A 19,019-nucleotide genomic window follows, 5' to 3' on the forward strand; every position below is an offset into this window, starting at 1 on the left:
TGCGTGTGTCGAGCCGTCGGTACGATCATCCGTGCCGATATCGGGCCGATCCAAGGGCGAGTTTACTGATTGTTCTGCCGGCCGAGGAAGCGCGGGATGCGCATGGCGCTGCCGCTATCGTCATCCTCGTCGTCATCTTCCTCATCTTCGCTCGATGAGCCCTGACGCGACAAGTTGGCCATGCGTTCGAACAGCGTACTGCCTCCGCCAGAAGGCGGCGGATTGTCTGCTGCCGGAGCGGGAGCGCCGTCGGTAGAAGCATCGCCAGCATCGTCAGATCTTACGCCGCCTTCGCCTTCGCCCTGCGCAGCACCACCGCCCAGCATGCGCGCGCGGCGGCCGCCCGTCGGCGCAGGGTCGATGTCTTCATCCGCCTCGGCGAGGCGCGTCGCATCGAGGAGAAGTTCGTCGCCTTCGCCATCGTCGCTGTTTTCGCCCGTTTCACCGGCATCATCACCATCTCCGGCCGCGTCGCCCTCACCCATCCCGGTCGGCATATCCGGCTCGGCGGGTTCTTCGGAGTCAGCCGTCAGGTCGAGCATATCGTCGCCTTTATCCTCGTCGGCTCCGAACCCTTCCGGCTCCGAGGCTCCGAAATTGGTGTCATCCGCGGGAGTGGGGATAGAAGCAGGTTCAGGCGCGGCAGGCTCCTCTTCCGGCTCATCCATCGCACCGAGATCGAGCGTATCGTCCTCTTCCTCGTCCATTGACGTGTCGGAGGGAATGGGGATCGCCGGGCGCCCAGGGCCGCGCGAAGCAGAAAGATCGACGGACCGTGAAGGCTCCATAGCACCATCGGCGCTCTGCTCAATTCCCGTTGCCACCACCGAGACGCGGATCTTGCCGTCCAGCTCCGGATTGAAGGCGCTGCCCCAGATGATGTTGGCTTCGGGATCGACAAGCTCGCGAATGTGGTTTGCAGCCTCATCCACTTCGAGCAGCTTCATGTCCTCGCCGCCGATGATGGAAATGATGACGCCCTTCGCGCCCTGCATCGACACACCGTCGAGCAGCGGATTGGCAATGGCGCGTTCGGCAGCTTCGAGAGCGCGATTGTCGCCCTCGCCTTCGCCCGTGCCCATCATCGCCTTGCCCATTTCGCCCATGACGGAGCGGACATCGGCAAAGTCGAGATTGATGAGACCCGGCATCACCATCAGATCAGTGATGGAGCGCACGCCCTGCTGCAGCACTTCGTCGGCCAGCAGGAAAGCTTCCTTGAAGGTCGTTTCCGCCTTGGCAACGAGGAACAGGTTCTGGTTCGGAATGACGATCAGCGTGTCGACATTCTTCTGCAGTTCCTCGATCCCGCTTTCGGCACTGCGCATGCGGCGCGTGCCTTCGAAGAGGAAAGGCTTGGTCACCACGCCGACGGTAAGGATGCCCTTGTCACGCGCCACCTGGGCGATGACGGGCGCTGCACCCGTACCGGTGCCGCCGCCCATGCCGGCTGCGATGAAGACCATGTTGACGCCATCGAGTGCACGCTCGATTTCTTCGGTCGTTTCCTCAGCCGCGGCACGGCCGACTTCCGGGCGTGAACCAGCGCCAAGGCCCTGCGTGATGTCCGGGCCAAGCTGGATCCGATGTTCTGCCGTCGCTGTATTGAGCGCCTGCGCATCGGTGTTCGCAACGATGAAATCGACGCCTTCGATTTCAGACTCGATCATGTTGGCGATGGCGTTGCCGCCCGCACCGCCCACACCGATTACGGTAATGCGCGGGCGCAGTTCTTCTACAGAAGGCGGGCCGATATTAATGCTCATCTTAAAATTCCCCCAGGGAGAGGTTTGATTTCCTTTGGATGCGACCTTGCCACAAAGCGATTCTCAGGCAGAGAAGGCACTGAATTGTTTCCACAGCTGTGCATAGTATCAAAAATACTCTTTCATCGCGCCCCATACACGCATCAGCGTTGCCACGGGGCCGAAAGAGCTGGTTTGGGTGAAGCGTGAACCGATGGAGCGAATGTCTACCGGATCCTCCGCCGCATAGAGCACAAGGCCTGCAAGCGTTGCAAAACCGGGCGCGGAATGCGCCTCTGGCAAACCGCGCAGGGCAACGGGCTTTCCGATCCGGGCGGGCACGCCGAGCACGCTTTGTGCATAGTCGGCGAGGCCAGCAAGTTCGGCGCCGCCGCCGGTCAGGACCACCTGCCGCGCGCTCGATCCGCTCTTGCCGCCAGTAAAGCCCATGGAATCGAGCGCATTGCCGACTTCACGCATCAACTGGTCAAGCTCGCCAGTGATGACGGCGATAAGTTCTGCCCGCGGTACCTGATTGCGATCATCTGCGCCGCGCGCGACAGGGCCGCGCCCTTCTTCGCCCGGAGCGGTGACCGAAATCATTTCGCGGTGATCATGCGGGCTGGCAATAGCCGATCCGTTCACGCATTTGAGGCGCTCGGCCTGGAAGCGGCGGATCGAGAAGGCACTTGCGATGGCATCGGTGATATCGTTCGAACCGCGCGGAATGGCGGCAAGGCCAACCAGCATGCCGCCTGCGTAGACAGAGACATTCGTCACTTCGCCGCCGAATTCGACCATGGCGACACCTAAGTCACGCTCCTCAGCGGTGAGACATGCATATCCCGTGGCGAGCGGAGACGCGACGATCCCTTCCACATCGAGATGCGCGTTCTGGACCGCCTCCCTGACATTGCGAATGGGCGCGCCATCGGCGAGCATCACATGGACATCGACCCCCAGCCGCTCTGCATGCAAATCTTTCGGATTGGCGACGCCATGTGCGCCATCGAGGAAATAACAGGCAGGCTGCGCATGGAGGACGCTGCGGCCATCGGGCTGGATTGTGTCGCGCGCGGCCATCAGCAGCGCCTCGATATCTTCTTCCTCGATCCGGCGGCCGCCAATGCCGAGTTCTATCGGGCGGATTTCGCTTTGCAGGCCTGCACCCGAGCAGCCGATCCACACTGCATCGACGCTCGTCCCGGCGAGTTTCTCTGCTCGCTCCAGCGCATCGCGCACGGCATAGGTTGCTGCCGCCATATCGACAACATAGCCGCGGTTGATGCCCTGGCTGGCGCGGTGGCCGCTGCCCAACACCTGCATCTCTCCATTCTCGGTAATCGCCGCGATGATCGCGGAAATGCGGAAACTGCCGATGTTGATCGCACCGATTATCCGCGCGACGTGCTGCTGCCCTGCCATCAGCTATCCCCCTCCATGGCCAATTCCTGCTGCTCCGAACGCCCCGGTATATTCATGTACATGCGCGGCGCATTGCGCATGTCGAAACTTGCTGCCTGCCCGCCGATCAGGCGGTGCACGCCGTCGGCCTGAGCAAAACTGATCAAGGCCGCTGCCGCGCGGTCTTCACCTTCGGGTAGAGCCAGTTCCTGATCGGTGACGAAAGTCAGGTCCCAGCGGCGATTGCCGATCCATTCGGCGGCTTTGATCTGGCTTTGCAGCGCGGGCGCGGAATCGAGAAGTGCGGTCAGGTCTTCCACACGGTCCTGCGCGCCGGGTCCTGCGATAAGAAGATATTCCGAAGCGGCGGAGCGGCCGATCGGCTCCAGCTCGACACCCGTATCGTCAATCAGCATCAGCCGGTCGGGCCGCTGGAGGACGGCATGCGGCTCCCTCTCGATGATGTCGATCACCAGAGTATCGGGCAATTGGCGCGAGACGCGGGCATCGCGCACCCAAGGCAGCTCGACCAGGTCCTCGCGAAGACCGGCGAGATCAACACGTGTCATGGCGAGGTTCTGCTGGCTGAGAGCGCGCTCATACACTGTCTGCACATTCATCCGCTCGATACCGTTGGGTTGGATATGCTGCACTTCATAGCCGGCGTTCGACGCAATATGCGCGATACGGTCCGACGCGACAGCAGTGGCCCCGGAAATATTCGCGATGAAAATCGCTGCGGCGAGCGCGCCGCCGAGGATCATCACGGTGAAAGCCTTGTGGAGCTGCTCTTCGGTAAACGGCAGCATGGAAAGCGCGCGGCCGATAATCGACTGGCCCTTGCTGCGTGCCGAGCGGACCTTGCGGCTGGTGCCCTGCGCGCGCGCCTGCCGCCTGACGCCTTTCGCTTTCCGGGTGACCGTGCGTGCCATCAGGAAAGCTTCCCGGCACGCCGCAGCGCGTCCTCGACGATCATCTCGCACAAGGTCGGATAGTCTATGTCACAATGCGAGGCCTGCTCCGGCACGAGGCTGAGCGGGGTCATGCCCGGCTGGGTGTTGGTTTCCAGCACGAACAAACCGTCCTCGCCTTGGCTATCATCCCAGCGGAAATCGGTGCGGCTGGTGCCGTGGCATCCAAGCACCTTATGCGCGCGTTCGGCATAGCGGCGGCACAGGGCGGCGATGTTGTCCGGAATGTCGGCGGGGAAAACGTGAGTCGTCTTTCCGTCGGTATATTTATGCTCGAAATCATAAAAGCCAGTATCGATGATCAGCTCGGTCACGCCGAGTGATTGCACACCGTCCGCCGTATCGATCACAGCCGTCGTCAGCTCGCGCCCGCGAATGTATGGCTCTGCCAGCAGGCTTTCGAAATCCTGCCACGGCCCCTTCGCATCGCGCGCAATCGGATTGCCGTAAGGACTATCCTCTGTGACGATAGCGACGCCGACTGACGAGCCCTCATTCACCGGCTTCAGGACATAGGGCCGCGCGATAGGATCGCTTTCATACAGGTCATCCGATTGGACGATCCGCCCGCCGGGCATCGGAATGCCGTGTGGAACAAGCGCCTGCTTCGTCAATTCCTTGTCGATTGCGACAACCGAGGTCGCGAGGCCTGAATGGGTATAAGGAATACCCATCAGATCGAGCATGCCCTGCACCGTGCCGTCCTCTCCCGGGACGCCATGTAGCGCGTTGAAAACCGCATCGGGCGCAGCTTCGCGGATCTTCGCGGCAACATCGCGGTCCATGTCCAGCCGGGTGACGCGGTGCCCTGCGCTCTCCAGCGCATCGGCCACACCATTGCCGGACATGAGCGAAACCTCGCGCTCATTCGCCCAGCCGCCCATCAGGACGAGGATGTGGAGGGGGGAAAGCAAGCTCACGGCCGCCCCACCCGCTTGATTTCCCATTCGAGCGCCACGCCCGTTTTCTCGCTCACACGGCGGCGGACTTCTTCGCCGAGCCCTTCAATTTCAGAGCTTGTCGCATCGCCGGTATTGATCAGGAAATTGGTGTGTTTCTCGCTCACCTGTGCTCCGCCCATTTTGAGACCGCGGCATCCGGCTTCGTCTACGAGCTTCCATGCACTGGTGCCCGGAGGGTTCTTAAAAGTCGATCCACCGGTCTTGGTGCGCAGCGGCTGCGAATTCTCGCGCTCTTCGGCGATGCGGTCCATTTCCGCGCCGATTACCTCAGGGTCGCCGGGTTCGCCTTTGAAGCGCGCAGCCACTACGATCGTGCCATCGGTCAGGCGCGAGTGGCGATAGCTGTATTCGAGATCGCCGACGGGCAAGGTCAGGAAAGCGCCATTGGGCATGACCACATCGCAATCGACAAGGATATCGGCCACTTCGCGCCCATATGCTCCGCCGTTCATGCGCACGAAACCACCGACAGTGCCGGGAATACCGCGCAGGAATTCCAGCCCTGCAATCCCTGCATCGCGCGCGGCAGAGGCAACCAGAATGCCCGGCGCACCGCCGCCGCATTCGATCACATTGTCGCGCTTTACCTCGACGGTCGAAAACGGCTTGCCCAACCGCACGACCACACCCGGCACTCCGCCATCGCGAATGATAAGATTGGACCCCAGGCCCAGCGCCATCACCGGCGTGCCGGGCTCCAGCGCGGAGAGAAAATTGGTGAGGTCTTCAAGATTGGCAGGTTCGAACAGCCAGTCAGCCGTGCCGCCGCTCTTGAACCAGACGAGCTTGGCGAGCGGCGCATTTTTCTTCAGATCGCCCAGAACTTGGTTGGGCACGATGCCGCTACCGCCCGGCTCCTCCGCTCCACCCGGCGCGCCGCCGACCCAGCGGTTCTCACCCATCTGCAACCCATTGCTCATTCGCCGTCTCCTCCGGCCCGGAAATTGGCGACAGCGGTGGCAAGGCCTGCTGCCCATTTGGTGATGTCGCCTGCACCGAGGCACACCACCATGTCGCCGGGCGCAAGCACCGCATTCAGTTTTTCCGCAAGATCGGTAGGGCCATCCACAGCTTCCGCATGGCGATGGCCCCGCGCTTTGAGGCCGGAAACGAGCATGTGTTCGTCAACGCCGGGAATAGGCTCTTCGCCTGCCGGGTAGACGGGCGCTGCGTAAATCAGGTCTGCATCGGCGAAGGCGCCTTGGAAATCCTCCAGCAAATCGCGCAGGCGCGTGTAGCGATGCGGCTGGGCGACTGCGATCACGCGGCCCGTTGCAGCATCCTTGGCTGCGGAAAGCACTGCGCGGATTTCCACCGGGTGATGCGCATAATCGTCAATCACGCGAGCGGTTCTGCCGCCCTCTAGCGCGATATCGCCGACATGGCTGAAGCGGCGCTTCACCCCGCCGAAGCGAGAAAAGCCATCACGGATGGCATCGGGCGCGCAGCCCATTTCCAGCGCCACCGCGATTGCCGCACAGGCATTCTGTACGTTGTGGCGGCCGGGCATGGGAAGTTCAATATTCTCAATGCGGGTTTCACCGCCATCTCGATCGGTCTGCACGACATCGAAGCGCGTTACGCCGCCATCGGGCTGGACATTTTCCGCCCGGACATCGGCATGGGCGGAGAAACCGTATGTAATCACCCGCCTGTCACGGACCTTGGCGATGACATTGCGCACTTCATCGTGATCGAGGCACAGCACTGCAGCCCCGTAGAACGGCACATTCTCGATGAACTGGACGAAAGCATCCTTCACCGCATCGAAACTGCCGTAATGATCGAGATGCTCGGGATCGATATTGGTGACGACAGCGATTGTGCCATCGAGGCGCAGGAAGCTGCCATCGCTTTCGTCGGCTTCGACGACCATCCAGTCGCTATCACCCAGCCGCGCGTTGGAACCGTAGCTTTCGATGATGCCGCCGTTGATGACGGTCGGGTCGACGCCGCCTGCATCGAGCAAGGCCGCGACCATGCTTGTCGTGGTCGTCTTGCCATGCGTCCCGGCGACCGCGACCGTCTGTTTAAGGCGCATCAGCTCTGCAAGCATTTCTGCGCGGCGCACGACGGGGACGCGGTTTTCGAGCGCAGCGGCAACTTCGGGATTGGTACGCTTTACGGCGGTAGAGGTCACCACCACGGCAGCGTCACCTAAGTTCGACGCATCGTGCCCGATATGAACCATGATACCGGCCTCGCGGAGGGCCTCGACCCGCGGGCTTTCATTGAGATCACTGCCCTGCACTGTGTAACCAAGATTGTGCATCACTTCGGCAATGCCGGACATGCCGATGCCGCCGATGCCGACGAAGTGGATAGTCCCGATATCGGTGCTGACTGCTTTCATTCAGGGCGCTCCCGTGCCGCACCTTGACCAGCTTCGACACCCTGCGATGCGCCGCGCGCATTGTTTTCACCCACGCGGATCACATCCATCATGTCTGCGCCGCCGAAGCCTTCGACGAGATCGGCCAAATCGCTGGCAGCCTTGGGCCTGCCGCAATTCCACGCGGCATGGGCTGCTGTTGCGAGCGTATCTGGCCGCTGCGCCATGGCTTGGATCTGCTTGGCGAGTTCTTTCGCTTCGAACTTAGTCTGACGAATTGAGCGTGCACCGCCCGCCCTCACGATTTCGCGCGTGTTGGCGGCCTGGTGATCGTCTGTCGCGATGGGCAACGGGACCAGTATTGCGGGCCGACCGACTGCGGTGAGTTCGGCAATGGTCGATGCCCCCGCGCGGCCGATGAAGAGATGCGCATCTGCCAGCGTCGCTGCCATGTCCTCGAAATAGGTCGCAAGCTCTGCCGGAATGCCGTGATTGGCATAGCGCTCGCGCACGGCCTCCAGATCTTCAGGACGGCATTGTTGCGTCACCTGCAATCGGCTGCGAAGCGCGGTGGGGAGCATGGATAGGCCATCGGGCACAACTTCGGAAAGCACCCGCGCACCCTGGCTGCCGCCGGTGACCAGCACGCGGAATAGGCCGTCTTCGGTAAAGGCGGGAAACGGCTCTTCGCGCAGAGAAAGCACGCCCGGACGTACCGGATTGCCGACAAGGTGGACCTTGTCTGCGTGCTTGTCTTTCAACCGGTCAACTTCTGGATAGGCGGTTGCAATGGCATCCACCCGGCCCGCCATCAGGCGATTGACGCGGCCAAGCACGGCGTTCTGCTCGTGAATAACCGTGGGAATGTTCATCGCCTGCGCCCCGAACAGGGCAGGCATGGCGGGATATCCGCCAAAGCCGATCACCGCGCTGGGGCCGAAGCTTTCGAACAGGCGACGGGACATCGCCTTGCCCTTTTGCACGGCCGCGATCGCCTTGGGCCAGCGCAGCGGATTTTTGCCGAAGCGGCCCGCGGGCAGAACATGGGCGGTCAGAAAATCGGGCTTGCCGGGAATTGCCGCGCCGCGCTCATCAGTGATCAGCGCAACATGGTGACCACGCCGCTCCAGCTTATGCGCCAGCGCGAAAGCGGGCGTCAGATGCCCGCCAGTGCCGCCTGCTGCCAATACGAAATGACGCGATGATGCCGTCATGTGTCACCCTCTTTCTCAATCGAACCCTTCCAGTCGAAGGGTTCTCGCGCGAGATAGGGATTGCGGCGAGTCACCGCCAGCAGCAGTCCCACGGTGAAGCAGATTGCGAGCGTCGATGACCCGCCATAGCTGATCAGCGGCAGCGTCATGCCCTTGGAGGGAAAGAGCTGCAGATTGACGAGGATATTGATGAACGCCTGTCCGCCGAACATCGCCGTCAGGCCGCTCGCGGCAAGAATGATGAACAGCCGGTCTTCTTCGACCATGCGGATCAGCACGCGCAGCACAATGGCGAGGTACAGCAGCACGACGATACCGCAGACGATCAGTCCGAACTCCTCGCCAATGACGGAAAAGATATAGTCCGTATGCGCTTCGGGCAGACGCATTTTATTATCGCCCAGCCAGAAGCCACTGCCGGTCCACCCGCCAGAGTTGAGCGTGCGGCTGGCGAGGTCCACGTGGTCGAACGCCGTCGGCCCGCCAAGGAAGGCGTCGATGCGGTGGCGCGCATTGTCGTAGAACAGATAGGCCGCGATCATCCCGGCAACGCCTGCTGCGGTCAGCATGCCGATCCGCTGGAGCGGAAGGCCCGCCAGCATCACCATGACAAACCATGTGCCGACAAACAGTATCGCGCCGCCTAGGTTGGGCTGCGCCATCAGAAGGACGACGATCAATCCCACCAGAGCGCCCGAGACGCCGATGACGGGAAGCTTGTCGTCGCGAAGCTTCCAGCTGAGGATCCACGCGAGCATGATGGCAAAGGCGGGCTTTAGGAATTCGCTCGGCTGCAGGCTCATCCCGACATTCAGCCAGCGCCGCGCGCCGTTGATTTCCGTGCCCACGAAGGGAACCAGCACCATGGCAAACAGCATTGCGCAGCCGAGCGCGATTGCGCCGCGCCGCAGCAATTTGAGGGGCATGAGCGAGGTTCCGATCAGCACGCACAGGCCAAGCACTTGCATGCGGATATGTGCCCAGAAGAAATAAAGATCGGGCAGCTGCGTTTCTGCCGTGGAAAGGCGATTTGCACTTGCCGGAGAGGCCGCAGCGACCGCGAGCGTGCCGACCAGCATCAGCAATGCAACAAAAAACAGCAGCCAGCGATCGACCTCGCGCCACCAGATGCGAAGCTCGCGCTTCCAATCGGTCTTCATGCGCGGCTGGCCAGAGAGGCTCGGCCGACGCTCACCCGGGCGGGGAATAAAGATGGGGCGTGTCGTCATGCGACCGATCCTCCTTCCAGCCCGCAGGCTTCGCGGTCGCCCCCGCAAGCGATTTCGGCAACGGCTTCTTTGAACATTTCGCCGCGCACTTCGTAATCGCGGAACTGGTCGAAGCTCGCACAGGCAGGGCTCAGCATCACCACATCATTGGCGCGCGCGTTCTCGACCGCGCGGCGTACCGCCTCCGGCAGCATTTCGCAGCGGTGGACCGGCATCTGGCCTTCCAGCAGATCGGCGAACATCGGGCCCGCTTCACCGATGGTGTAAGCCCGGGCGACATGGCTGAAGAAAGGCGCGCAATCATCGAGATTGTCTTCCTTCGCGAGACCACCGCAGATCCAGTGGATGCGCTTTTGCTCGCCCTCCGGCGGAAAGGCCGCAAGCGCGGGCGCGGTGGACGCAGGATTGGTCGCCTTGGAATCGTTCACGAACAGAACTTCGTCGCAAATCGCGACCCGTTCCATACGGTGGGGCAGACCGGGGAAGCTGCGAAGGCCCTCTTCAATCTGCTCTGAATTCAAGCCCATCGTGGTGCATAATTGTGCAGCAATTGCCGCGTTCTGCAGATTGTGCGGGCCCTGAAGGCTCGGCCAGTTATCTTGCTGATCGGCCCAGCGCGACGGGTCGACGCAGCGCGCCTGGCCTTCGAGTCGCCGCTCGGCTTCGGCAGACTGGATCGCCCGCGTCGGCGCATCGGCACAGCCGAACACCGCGAATTGGCCGCTGCCCTGCATCGTGAACAGCCGCCCCTTGGCGAAAGCATAATCGGCAAAGCCATCATAGCGGTCGAGATGATCAGGCGTAATATTGAGCAGCGCAGCCGCTTCACAGGCGAGCGAGCGGGTCAAATCGATCTGGTAGCTCGACAGCTCCAGCACATAGACGCCGCCTTCGGGCAAAGGCTCCTGGGTGAGAATCGGCAAGCCGATATTGCCGCCCATCGTTGTTGGGACGCCCGCAGTCTTGAGGATGTGGTGGACCAGCGCAGTCGTGGTCGATTTGCCATTGGTGCCGGTGATGCCGACGACCTTGTGCGGCGGCAGTTCGGACCGGGCGAGCGCGAAGAGCTCGATATCGCCGATGATCGGCACACCCGCAGCTTTCGCCCGCTCACGAAGCGGGTGGGTATTGAGCGGCACACCTGGTGAAACCACGATTGCATCAAAGCCAGTGAGATCGATCTCAAGCGGATCGCCGATTTTCGCGCGGCCTTCCAACTGCCGCTTCGGCTCCGCGCGGCGATCCCAAACGGTGACGTCGGCGCCGCTCGCCAGCAGGCTTTCGACCGTGGCCATGCCCGATCGCGCCAGTCCCAGCACGTGATAGCGTTTGCCGCGAAAGGCTTCTGCAGTGATCATCGCACCTTCAATGTCGCGAGCCCGATCACGGCGAGCACGATGGCGATAATCCAGAACCGGATCACGACCTTGCTTTCGCTCCAGCCGAGCTGTTCGAAATGGTGGTGGATGGGGGCCATGCGGAAAATGCGCTTGCCGGTCCGCTTGAACCAAAAGACCTGCACGATCACGCTCACCGCTTCGAGGACGAAAAGACCGCCGATAATGGCGAGTACGATCTCATGATGGCTGGCAACGGCAATCGCGCCCAGCGCGCCGCCCAGGGCAAGCGATCCGGTATCGCCCATGAAGACCGCGGCTGGGGGTGCATTGAACCACAGAAAGGCAAGCCCTGCTCCCATGATGGCAGCGCACAAAATCGCCAACTCACCCGCGCCCGGCACATGCGGAATGCCCAGATATTCCGAAAAGTCGACGCGGCCTACGAGGTAGCAGATGATGAGGAAAGCACCCGCTGCAATCACCACCGGCATGGTGGCAAGACCGTCCAGCCCGTCGGTCAAATTTACCGCATTGCCTGCGCCCACGATTACCACGGCGGCGAACACGTAATAGAACGGGCCGAGCGGTATCTGCACTTCAGAGAAAAAAGGAATGTAGAGATCGGTGCTGATCTGGCTGACGATCAAATAGCTGGCGATGCCGGCGACGATAAATTCAGCAAACAGCCGGACCTTACCCGAAACGCCTTTGTGGCTGCGCTTGGTCACCTTGTCGTAATCGTCGAGGAAGCCGATCAGGCCGAAACCTATCGTCACCGCGAGGCAAGCCCATACGAAGGGGCTGGAAAGGTCCATCCACAGCAGCATCGCGATCGTCAGGGCGATCAGGATCATCAGGCCGCCCATGGTCGGCGTGCCCACCTTGGCGAGATGCGACTGCGGCCCATCGCTGCGGATCGGCTGGCCCTTGCCCTGCCGCACGCGCAGCATGTTGATGAATTTGGGCCCGATAATCAGGCCGATGATAAGCGCCGTCATCATCGCCGCACCAGCGCGGAAGGTCTGGTAACGAACGAGGTTCAGCGCGCCCTCAAAATTCAGAAGTTCGGCCAGAAAATAGAACATAGGTTACGGGCGTCAGCCTTTCCTCGCGGCAAAATGATCGACCACGCGCGATAACCCTACAGAGTTCGATCCCTTGACCAGGACGGCGTCCCCGCCGGCAAGGCCGAATTCCTGTAGCGCCGCGATAGCTTCGCCCGCATTTTCGCAATGGGCAAAGCGGAAGGGATTGCCAAGCGTATCGCGGGGCAGTTTCCCCATTTCCCGTGCGAGGGCCGCCATCTCGGCGCCAACGAGAATTGCGTAATCGACATTCGCATCTGCAAGCGGCTCGGCAAGATTGGCGTGGAATTGCGGGCCGAAATCGCCCAGTTCCTTCATGCTGCCGAGTACCGCAATCCGGCGCGAAGCGGGCGTTTGCCCAAGCTGCGCCAGCGTGGCGCGCATGCTCGCAGGGTTGGCGTTGTAGCTTTCATCGATGATGAGCGCGTGGCCGCCGGGAACCGGCACCCGCTGGCGCGCTCCCCGGCCCTTCAGTCCGCCCATTTCAGCGAGGGCAAGACCCGCTGCGCCCAGATCGCCGCCTGCCGCATAGACCGCTGCCATCACGCAGAGCGAGTTGTCGATCCAGTGTTCGCCCGGCTCCGCCACGGTAAAGCATAGGCGGATATTGCCCATCGCTGCCGTTACCAGCGCGCCGCCAGTCGCCTCGTCCGGCACGTGGTCGAGGAGGCGCATGTCGGCATTGGTACCGCGACCGAAAGAAAGGACTTTTGCGCCCTGCTTGGCCGCCGCATCGCGCAGCTGCTGGAAATGAGGGCTGTCTGCCGGGATCACTGCCGTGCCGCCTTCTACCAGGCCGTCGAAGATCTCCGCCTTGGCATCGGCAATCGCCTCCATGCTGCCGAGGTTCTCGATATGCGCGGGCGCGATGGTAGTGATGACGGCGACATGCGGGCGCACCTGCGTGGTAAGTCCGCGAATTTCTTCGGCATGGTTCATGCCCATTTCAAACACGCCATATTTGCTGCGCGAAGGCATGCGCGACAGGCTGAGCGGCACGCCGACATGATTGTTGTAGCTGCGCACCGACCGATGCGCCGCCCCGCGGCTTGTGCGCTCTAGCGCGGTGAAAATCGCTTCCTTCACACCAGTCTTGCCGACCGAGCCGGTCACCCCGATGATGCGCGCTTTCGCACGGTTGCGCGCTGCTGCCGCGAGAGCGTGCAGCGCGCCGGTGGTGTCCTCCACCAGCACATGCGGATAATCGACCGGACGATCGACGATGGCCGCAGCCGCTCCGTTAGTGAATGCCGCATCGAGAAAGCGGTGGCCGTCCATCGCCTCGCCTTTCAGCGCGATGAAAAGGTCCCCCGATTGCACATCGCGGCTATCCATCTCGACGCCGCTAACCTGAAATTCACCATAAGCGGTCCCGCCTGTAGCGTCGGCGATTTCGGCAGAAGTCCACAGGGCAAGGCGCAGCTCGTCGCGCGCAGGGCGCGGCCAGCGTAGAGTCTTGGCGAGCGCGCTCACTGATCACCCCCGGCTGCCATAGCCGCAGCGCATTCGCGCGCGACGGTCACATCATCGAACGGCAAAACCCGCATATTCTCTCCCGATCCCACGATCTGTCCCTGTTCGTGTCCCTTGCCTGCGACCAGCACGATATCGTCCTGGCCCGCCTCGGCGATAGCTTCCGCGATGGCAGCGCGCCTTCCCGCGACATCGCGTGCACCCTTTGCTCCGCTGAGGACCTCGGCCCTTATCGTTTCCGGGTCCTCTCCGCGCGGATTGTCGTCGGTGACGATCACCAGGTCCGAACCTTCCACAGCAGCAGCACCCATCGGCGCGCGTTTGCCCTGGTCCCGGTCCCCGCCCGCACCGAATACGGTGATGAGCCGCCCGGTAACATGCGGACGGAGCGCAGCAATCGCGGCGCTCAGCGCATCCGGCGTGTGGGCATAATCGATATAGACGGGCGCGCCACTCTGGCTGATGACGGCGCGCTCCAGCCGTCCGCGAACGGGTTGGAGGCGCGACACGGCATCGAAGACCTGTGCCGGATCGCTGCCGGTCACGAGGGCAAGGCCCGCAGAGGTCAGCGCATTGGCGACTTGATAGGCCCCAATCAGCGGTAGGCGGAACGTCCGTTCCTGCCCATCGTGCTCGAGCGTCAGTTCCTGTCCCAGCGGCGTTGCGCTGCGCGAGGTCAGGCGAATATCCTTGCCCTTCTCACCAACGGTGAAGATTCGCAGACCGCGCTCCTTTGCGACGGCAATCGCGCGCTCGGACCATTCGTCGTCCGCCCAGATCACCGCTGCGCCGTCTGCATCGACCACTTCGGTGAACAGCCTCATCTTGGCCGCGAAGTAGTCTTCCATGTCCTTGTGGTAATCGAGGTGGTCACGGCTGAGATTGGTGAACGCGCCAGCTTTTACGGGCAGGCCTTCATTGCGATACTGGCTGAGGCCGTGGCTGGAGGCTTCATAGGCGACATGGGTCACGCCTTCGCGCGCAAGCCCGGTATTGTTGCCAAGGAAAGTTACGATGTCAGGCGTGGTGAGGCCGGTGGAGACGCTCTCGTCCGGCGTCGTTACACCCAGCGTCCCGATGCTGGCCGCGCGTTCCCCGCACATGCGCCAGATCTGCCGCGTCATTTCGACGCAAGACGTTTTTCCATTTGTGCCGGTTACCGCGACGACCGTTGCGGGCGTGGGGCGGAAATATAGCGCTGCAAGATCTGCGAAAAGCTTGCGTGGTGTGTCGCTGGCGATGTGCAGCGCGCCCTCGACCGTAGCTTCGGGACGGGCGACCACAGCAATAGCGCCCGCAGAAATCGCGGCGGGAATGAAGTCCTCACCATTTACTACGCTGCCCTGAAATGCGCCAAACACATTGCCGGGCGCGACCTTGCGGTTATCAATGGCAAAGCCGGTGATAGCTGTATCACCGGCTTCGGCTGCGTCCGTTCCTGCGGCGCTGGCGAGATCGGAAAGACGCATCAGTCGGTATCTCCTACGAGAGGGCGCAGGTCGGACAGGTCGATGTCGCGATCAGCATCGGGATAGACGCCCAATTGCGGACCGATGCGCGGGACCAAGCGGCCCACAATCGGTGCAGCGTTCCAAGCGGCGGTACGCTGATAGGAGCTGGCAACTGTGCCCTGCGGCTCATCCAGCATCACGATCACGACATAGCGCGGATCGTCCATCGGGAATGCAGCGGCGAAAGTCGAAACCAGCGTGGTCTGGCGATAGCCGCCTGCGCCCGGCTTTTCCGCACTGCCCGTCTTGCCGCCCACGCGGAAGCCCGGAGCATCGGCGTTGCGCCCTGTGCCATAGACCGCAATCATCCGCAGCAGCTGGTTCATGCGCGCGCTGGTGCTGGCCTTGAATACGCGGCGACCGCGTGGCGCTTCACCCGGGCCGAGACGGTGGAGCGTCGCCGGACGCCAGATACCGCCATTCACCATGGCAGCATAGGCGCTTGCGAGGTGCAGCGGGGTCACCGCGATACCGTGACCGTAGCCGACCGTGACGCCGCGAATGCGAGACCATTCGCCCGACTGCCAGAGCGGGAAACCGCGTGCAGGCAGCTCGATGTAAGGCCGCTCATTCATGCCGAGCTCCACCATATACTGGCGCAGCGTGTCGGCCCCCATTTCATCAACGATATGGCCGGTCACAACGTTGGAGGAATGGATCAGCATTTCCGGCGCATTGAGAGTGGTGCCGTAATTGCTGAGATCCCGGATCGTTGCACCCTGCACCTGATAGGGCGTAGCGCTGTAGCGGCGACCAATATTGGTTATTGAGCCGCTGTCGATTGCTGCAGCCACGGTCAGCGGCTTGAATGTCGAACCAAGCTCGTAAACCTGGTTGGTGACGCGGTTGAAAGCCGGCGCGGTGATGCCGCGATCGTGTTGTTCCTGTGTCACTCGCACATCGGATGACTGCACGTCATTGGGATCGAATTCGGGCAGCGACGCAAGCGCGAGCACCTCGCCCGTGTCGACATCCAGCACGATGCCGGCGGCGCCCACCGCGTTCACCGAAAGCATGCCACGGCGGAGTTCGTCTTCGAGCGCACCTTGCGCGCGCATATCGATGCTGAGCGCCACCGACTGATCGCGGCGAGCGGGATCGAGCAATTGTTCGTCCAGCACCTCTTCCATGCCCACGCGGCCATGGCCATCCGCGCCGACGTAGCCCAGAACATGCGCCGCCATCGATCCTTGTGGATAGTGACGATCTTCTTCCTGCGGCAATTCCAGCGCCAATTCACCCAGAGCGCGGACGCGGTTGGCATCTTCGGGCAGGATGCGCCGACGGATGTACCCGCGCTCACCGGAGGCGAGCATTTCGGTGACTTCCTGCACATCAAGATCAGGGAATATATCGCGCAGTTGCTGTGCGATTTCACCAGGTTCGCCGATCAGAGGCGGCCCGCCATCGCCGCCCTCGCTCATCGCGTCAGGATTGAACCACAGCGCGTACGCCGGGAAAGCGCGCGCCAGCGGCACACCGTTGCGATCGGTGATCTCTCCACGCGGAGGCAGCAGCTGGTCTGCCATGCTCTGCCGCGCCGAGCCGGGCTCAGCAACGCCGATATAGGCTAGCTTGAGCAGCGCGACAGCAGCCACCAGCACGAACACCACGACCACCAGCAGGATGCGCAGTCGTGCGATCAGCAGAGAGCGGCGGCGGTGATCGATCTGCCCCGCAGGACGAGGAATGATTGTGTGCGGTGCGGCAAAGCTGGTCACCGGATGGTCGCCTCCGCAACTGCGCCGCTCACACCCGCGATCGGCATGCGCAGCGGCCCGGGCGCGACGGTAACGGCAAGACGGCCATCATCTTCAGCCTCTTCCTCGAGAAGGTTCGCATCGATCGGGCGGCCTGTGAGCCGGGAGACGATTTGTGGAAATTCGGGCACATCCTCGACGGAGCGCATGCCGGCAAGGCGAATGGGCGCAGGCGCATCGACGCTGGGCGGAGCACCATAGGATGCGAGCTGGCGCGGCCCCTCGATAAACTGGTCGGCGGCGGGTGCCTGAAAGCCGAAGTCCACCCGGTTCCAAGCGGCCAATTGCACCTGATTGGCGCGCGTGAGCAATTCGGTCTCGAGAAGCAGCTTCTGCTCTTCCAATTGAACAATCTGTTGCTCGGCGCGCACGACATCGGCGTGGACGGACGTGACCTTGATATGCAGCATGGCATAAAGCGCCAGGCAAATCCCCAACGCAGCAAACCAGCCAATGCGGCGAATACGACTTGGTGCGGTCATGCGGCGTGCTCCCTTGCTGGTGCGGCAGTGCGTGTGCCCGCGCGCAAAGTGGAGGATCGGGCGCGCGGATTGCGGTCGATTTCGGCGGCGGACGGGCGGATAGCCTTTGTCAGTTGCCCGAAGCGCGGGAGGGGTGTTGTTCGCGCTTCGGGCAGGTGGCGCGAGCCGCGGGGGTTCATATTCGCGGCATCGCGGAAGAAGCTCTTCACGATACGGTCTTCAAGCGAGTGAAAAGAGACGACTGCGAGCCGACCGCCTTCTTTCAGCAGCGTTTCAGCGGCGCTCAACCCCTGCTCAAGCTCGTCCAGCTCGCCATTCACATGGATGCGGATGGCCTGGAAACTGCGGGTCGCTGGGTCTTTCTTGTCGCCGGCGCGATAGCGCAGCGCCTTGCGCACGACTTCGGCCAGTTCACCGGTGGTGGTGAGTGGACGCGCTGCCACAATGGCGCGGGCAACCCGGCGCGACTGACGCTCTTCGCCGTAGCGATAGAGCACGTCGGCGATGTCTTTCTCATCCGCTTCATTGACGAAATCGGCAGCATTCGGGCCGGACTGGCTCATCGTCATGTCGAGCGGGCCGTTGCTGCTGAAGGCAAAGCCGCGCTCGGCCTGGTCAAGCTGCATGGACGACACGCCGATATCCATCGCGATGCCATCGACCTCGGCAATGCCGGCCTCTGCCATGCTTTCGACCATTTCGGAAAAACGGCGTGGGTGCAGGACCAGGCGGGGGGAATCGCCTTCGGTCTCCGGCCATTTTTGCCCAGCAGCGATCGCATCGGGATCGCGATCGAAGGCATGGACAGTCGCACCGCGTTCGAGGATCGCGCGGGTGTAACCTCCGGCGCCGAAGGTCGCGTCGATGATGACATCGCCGGGCTGCGGGTCGAGCGCTTTAATCACTTCATCGAGCAGGACGGGGACATGGGGCGCGGACTGGCTCATTTGCGCGCCGCCTTTGCCGCGGCCTTGGCGCGTGCATCTTCGGCCTCTGCCACGAACAGCTCGTGCCGCAGCGCCCAGCTGCCGCCCATCTGGCCCAGCCGGTCAAGATCCCACAGAGTGATGAAGGTGCCGCCGCCGATGAAACAGATATTGTGCGAAATCCCGCCGACCTTGCAGTAGCGTGGCGGCAGAATGAAACGGCCACTGCCATCGAAGGGCACTTCGTGGTGCGAATAAAGCTGCATCTCGCGCTCATCCCGATCAAAATCGAGATCGCGGCGCACGGCATTATCTTCCTCGCGATTGAGGATGTCTTCGAACTTGTCGATGCTCGAATGGCCGAAAGCGGTCAGGCAGGGATATTTGTGATGCGTGGTGACGCAGAGAACGCGGTCATCACCCAGTGCCTCGAATGTCTTGCGGAACATGGGAGGCAGGACGAAGCGATCCTTTTCGCCGCGAAGCGAAAAGCCCTCTCCTCTATATCCCGCCGTCTGCTGCGACACGTCCCATTCCCCGAAATTTCATTCCCCATCGGACAAATCTTCCCCGCATCCAGCCGCG

16 protein-coding genes are annotated in these 19,019 nt (G+C 62.3%); all 16 read right to left on the reverse strand.

What is annotated here, in order from left to right; all coding sequences use genetic code 11:
- Nucleotides 1-62: 62 nt before the first annotated feature.
- Nucleotides 63-1,766: a cell division protein FtsZ gene (ftsZ, locus tag I5L03_RS11850; RefSeq protein WP_197922006.1), complete on the reverse strand. Its 1,704-nt coding sequence runs from the start codon at nucleotides 1,764-1,766 to the stop codon at nucleotides 63-65.
- A gap of 108 nt (nucleotides 1,767-1,874) precedes the next feature.
- Nucleotides 1,875-3,170: a cell division protein FtsA gene (gene ftsA, locus I5L03_RS11855; RefSeq protein WP_197922007.1), complete on the reverse strand. Its 1,296-nt coding sequence runs from the start codon at nucleotides 3,168-3,170 to the stop codon at nucleotides 1,875-1,877.
- Nucleotides 3,170-4,081: a cell division protein FtsQ/DivIB gene (locus tag I5L03_RS11860; protein ID WP_197922008.1), complete on the reverse strand. Its 912-nt coding sequence runs from the start codon at nucleotides 4,079-4,081 to the stop codon at nucleotides 3,170-3,172. The genes ftsA and I5L03_RS11860 overlap by 1 nt, the downstream gene beginning before the upstream one ends.
- Entirely contained in the window at nucleotides 4,081-5,067 is a 987-nt protein-coding gene (locus I5L03_RS11865) for a D-alanine--D-alanine ligase (protein ID WP_197922009.1), read from the reverse strand. Before I5L03_RS11865 ends, I5L03_RS11860 begins: the two co-directional genes overlap by 1 nt.
- On the reverse strand, nucleotides 5,037-6,002 hold the full coding sequence (gene murB / locus I5L03_RS11870; RefSeq protein ID WP_234035237.1) for a UDP-N-acetylmuramate dehydrogenase: 966 nt from the start codon (nucleotides 6,000-6,002) through the stop codon (nucleotides 5,037-5,039). The genes I5L03_RS11865 and murB overlap by 31 nt, the downstream gene beginning before the upstream one ends.
- Nucleotides 5,999-7,435: a UDP-N-acetylmuramate--L-alanine ligase gene (murC, locus tag I5L03_RS11875; protein WP_197922010.1), complete on the reverse strand. Its 1,437-nt coding sequence runs from the start codon at nucleotides 7,433-7,435 to the stop codon at nucleotides 5,999-6,001. Before murC ends, murB begins: the two co-directional genes overlap by 4 nt.
- Nucleotides 7,432-8,628 (reverse strand): undecaprenyldiphospho-muramoylpentapeptide beta-N-acetylglucosaminyltransferase, encoded by a 1,197-nt coding sequence (gene murG, locus I5L03_RS11880; protein WP_197922011.1) that lies wholly within the window; start codon nucleotides 8,626-8,628, stop codon nucleotides 7,432-7,434. Before murG ends, murC begins: the two co-directional genes overlap by 4 nt.
- Nucleotides 8,625-9,857 (reverse strand): FtsW/RodA/SpoVE family cell cycle protein, encoded by a 1,233-nt coding sequence (locus I5L03_RS11885; RefSeq protein ID WP_407647633.1) that lies wholly within the window; start codon nucleotides 9,855-9,857, stop codon nucleotides 8,625-8,627. Before I5L03_RS11885 ends, murG begins: the two co-directional genes overlap by 4 nt.
- Nucleotides 9,854-11,215 carry a UDP-N-acetylmuramoyl-L-alanine--D-glutamate ligase gene (murD, locus tag I5L03_RS11890; RefSeq protein WP_197922012.1) on the reverse strand — a complete coding sequence of 454 codons (1,362 nt, stop codon included), beginning with the start codon at nucleotides 11,213-11,215 and terminating at the stop codon, nucleotides 9,854-9,856. The genes I5L03_RS11885 and murD overlap by 4 nt, the downstream gene beginning before the upstream one ends.
- Nucleotides 11,212-12,282 (reverse strand): phospho-N-acetylmuramoyl-pentapeptide-transferase, encoded by a 1,071-nt coding sequence (mraY, locus tag I5L03_RS11895; protein ID WP_197922013.1) that lies wholly within the window; start codon nucleotides 12,280-12,282, stop codon nucleotides 11,212-11,214. Before mraY ends, murD begins: the two co-directional genes overlap by 4 nt.
- 12 nt (nucleotides 12,283-12,294) lie before the next feature.
- Nucleotides 12,295-13,755 carry a UDP-N-acetylmuramoyl-tripeptide--D-alanyl-D-alanine ligase gene (locus I5L03_RS11900; protein WP_197922014.1) on the reverse strand — a complete coding sequence of 487 codons (1,461 nt, stop codon included), beginning with the start codon at nucleotides 13,753-13,755 and terminating at the stop codon, nucleotides 12,295-12,297.
- Nucleotides 13,752-15,224 (reverse strand): UDP-N-acetylmuramoyl-L-alanyl-D-glutamate--2,6-diaminopimelate ligase, encoded by a 1,473-nt coding sequence (locus I5L03_RS11905; RefSeq protein ID WP_197922015.1) that lies wholly within the window; start codon nucleotides 15,222-15,224, stop codon nucleotides 13,752-13,754. The genes I5L03_RS11900 and I5L03_RS11905 overlap by 4 nt, the downstream gene beginning before the upstream one ends.
- Entirely contained in the window at nucleotides 15,224-16,987 is a 1,764-nt protein-coding gene (locus tag I5L03_RS11910; protein WP_197922016.1) for a peptidoglycan D,D-transpeptidase FtsI family protein, read from the reverse strand. Before I5L03_RS11910 ends, I5L03_RS11905 begins: the two co-directional genes overlap by 1 nt.
- Nucleotides 16,984-17,508: a hypothetical protein gene (locus I5L03_RS11915; RefSeq protein ID WP_197922017.1), complete on the reverse strand. Its 525-nt coding sequence runs from the start codon at nucleotides 17,506-17,508 to the stop codon at nucleotides 16,984-16,986. Before I5L03_RS11915 ends, I5L03_RS11910 begins: the two co-directional genes overlap by 4 nt.
- The gene (gene rsmH / locus I5L03_RS11920; RefSeq protein WP_197922018.1) at nucleotides 17,505-18,455 is read right to left on the reverse strand and encodes a 16S rRNA (cytosine(1402)-N(4))-methyltransferase RsmH; all 951 of its coding nucleotides are present in this window, start codon (nucleotides 18,453-18,455) and stop codon (nucleotides 17,505-17,507) included. Before rsmH ends, I5L03_RS11915 begins: the two co-directional genes overlap by 4 nt.
- Nucleotides 18,452-18,961 (reverse strand): division/cell wall cluster transcriptional repressor MraZ, encoded by a 510-nt coding sequence (locus I5L03_RS11925; protein WP_197922019.1) that lies wholly within the window; start codon nucleotides 18,959-18,961, stop codon nucleotides 18,452-18,454. The genes rsmH and I5L03_RS11925 overlap by 4 nt, the downstream gene beginning before the upstream one ends.
- Between the last annotated feature and the right edge of the window lie 58 nt (nucleotides 18,962-19,019).

It is taken from the genome of Aurantiacibacter sediminis, assembly GCF_016019885.1.
Classification (GTDB): Bacteria; Pseudomonadota; Alphaproteobacteria; order Sphingomonadales; family Sphingomonadaceae; genus Alteraurantiacibacter; species Alteraurantiacibacter sediminis.

Coding starts and splice junctions, on each gene's coding strand:
- ftsZ (WP_197922006.1), bottom strand. CDS start 1,766: ATGAGCATTAATATCGGCCCGCCTTCTGTAGAAGAACTGCGCCCGCGC.
- ftsA (WP_197922007.1), bottom strand. CDS start 3,170: ATGGCAGGGCAGCAGCACGTCGCGCGGATAATCGGTGCGATCAACATC.
- I5L03_RS11860 (WP_197922008.1), bottom strand. CDS start 4,081: ATGGCACGCACGGTCACCCGGAAAGCGAAAGGCGTCAGGCGGCAGGCG.
- I5L03_RS11865 (WP_197922009.1), bottom strand. CDS start 5,067: ATGGGAAATCAAGCGGGTGGGGCGGCCGTGAGCTTGCTTTCCCCCCTC.
- murB (WP_234035237.1), bottom strand. CDS start 6,002: ATGAGCAATGGGTTGCAGATGGGTGAGAACCGCTGGGTCGGCGGCGCG.
- murC (WP_197922010.1), bottom strand. CDS start 7,435: ATGAAAGCAGTCAGCACCGATATCGGGACTATCCACTTCGTCGGCATC.
- murG (WP_197922011.1), bottom strand. CDS start 8,628: ATGACGGCATCATCGCGTCATTTCGTATTGGCAGCAGGCGGCACTGGC.
- I5L03_RS11885 (WP_407647633.1), bottom strand. CDS start 9,857: ATGACGACACGCCCCATCTTTATTCCCCGCCCGGGTGAGCGTCGGCCG.
- murD (WP_197922012.1), bottom strand. CDS start 11,215: ATGATCACTGCAGAAGCCTTTCGCGGCAAACGCTATCACGTGCTGGGA.
- mraY (WP_197922013.1), bottom strand. CDS start 12,282: ATGTTCTATTTTCTGGCCGAACTTCTGAATTTTGAGGGCGCGCTGAAC.
- I5L03_RS11905 (WP_197922015.1), bottom strand. CDS start 15,224: ATGCGTCTTTCCGATCTCGCCAGCGCCGCAGGAACGGACGCAGCCGAA.
- I5L03_RS11915 (WP_197922017.1), bottom strand. CDS start 17,508: ATGACCGCACCAAGTCGTATTCGCCGCATTGGCTGGTTTGCTGCGTTG.
- rsmH (WP_197922018.1), bottom strand. CDS start 18,455: ATGAGCCAGTCCGCGCCCCATGTCCCCGTCCTGCTCGATGAAGTGATT.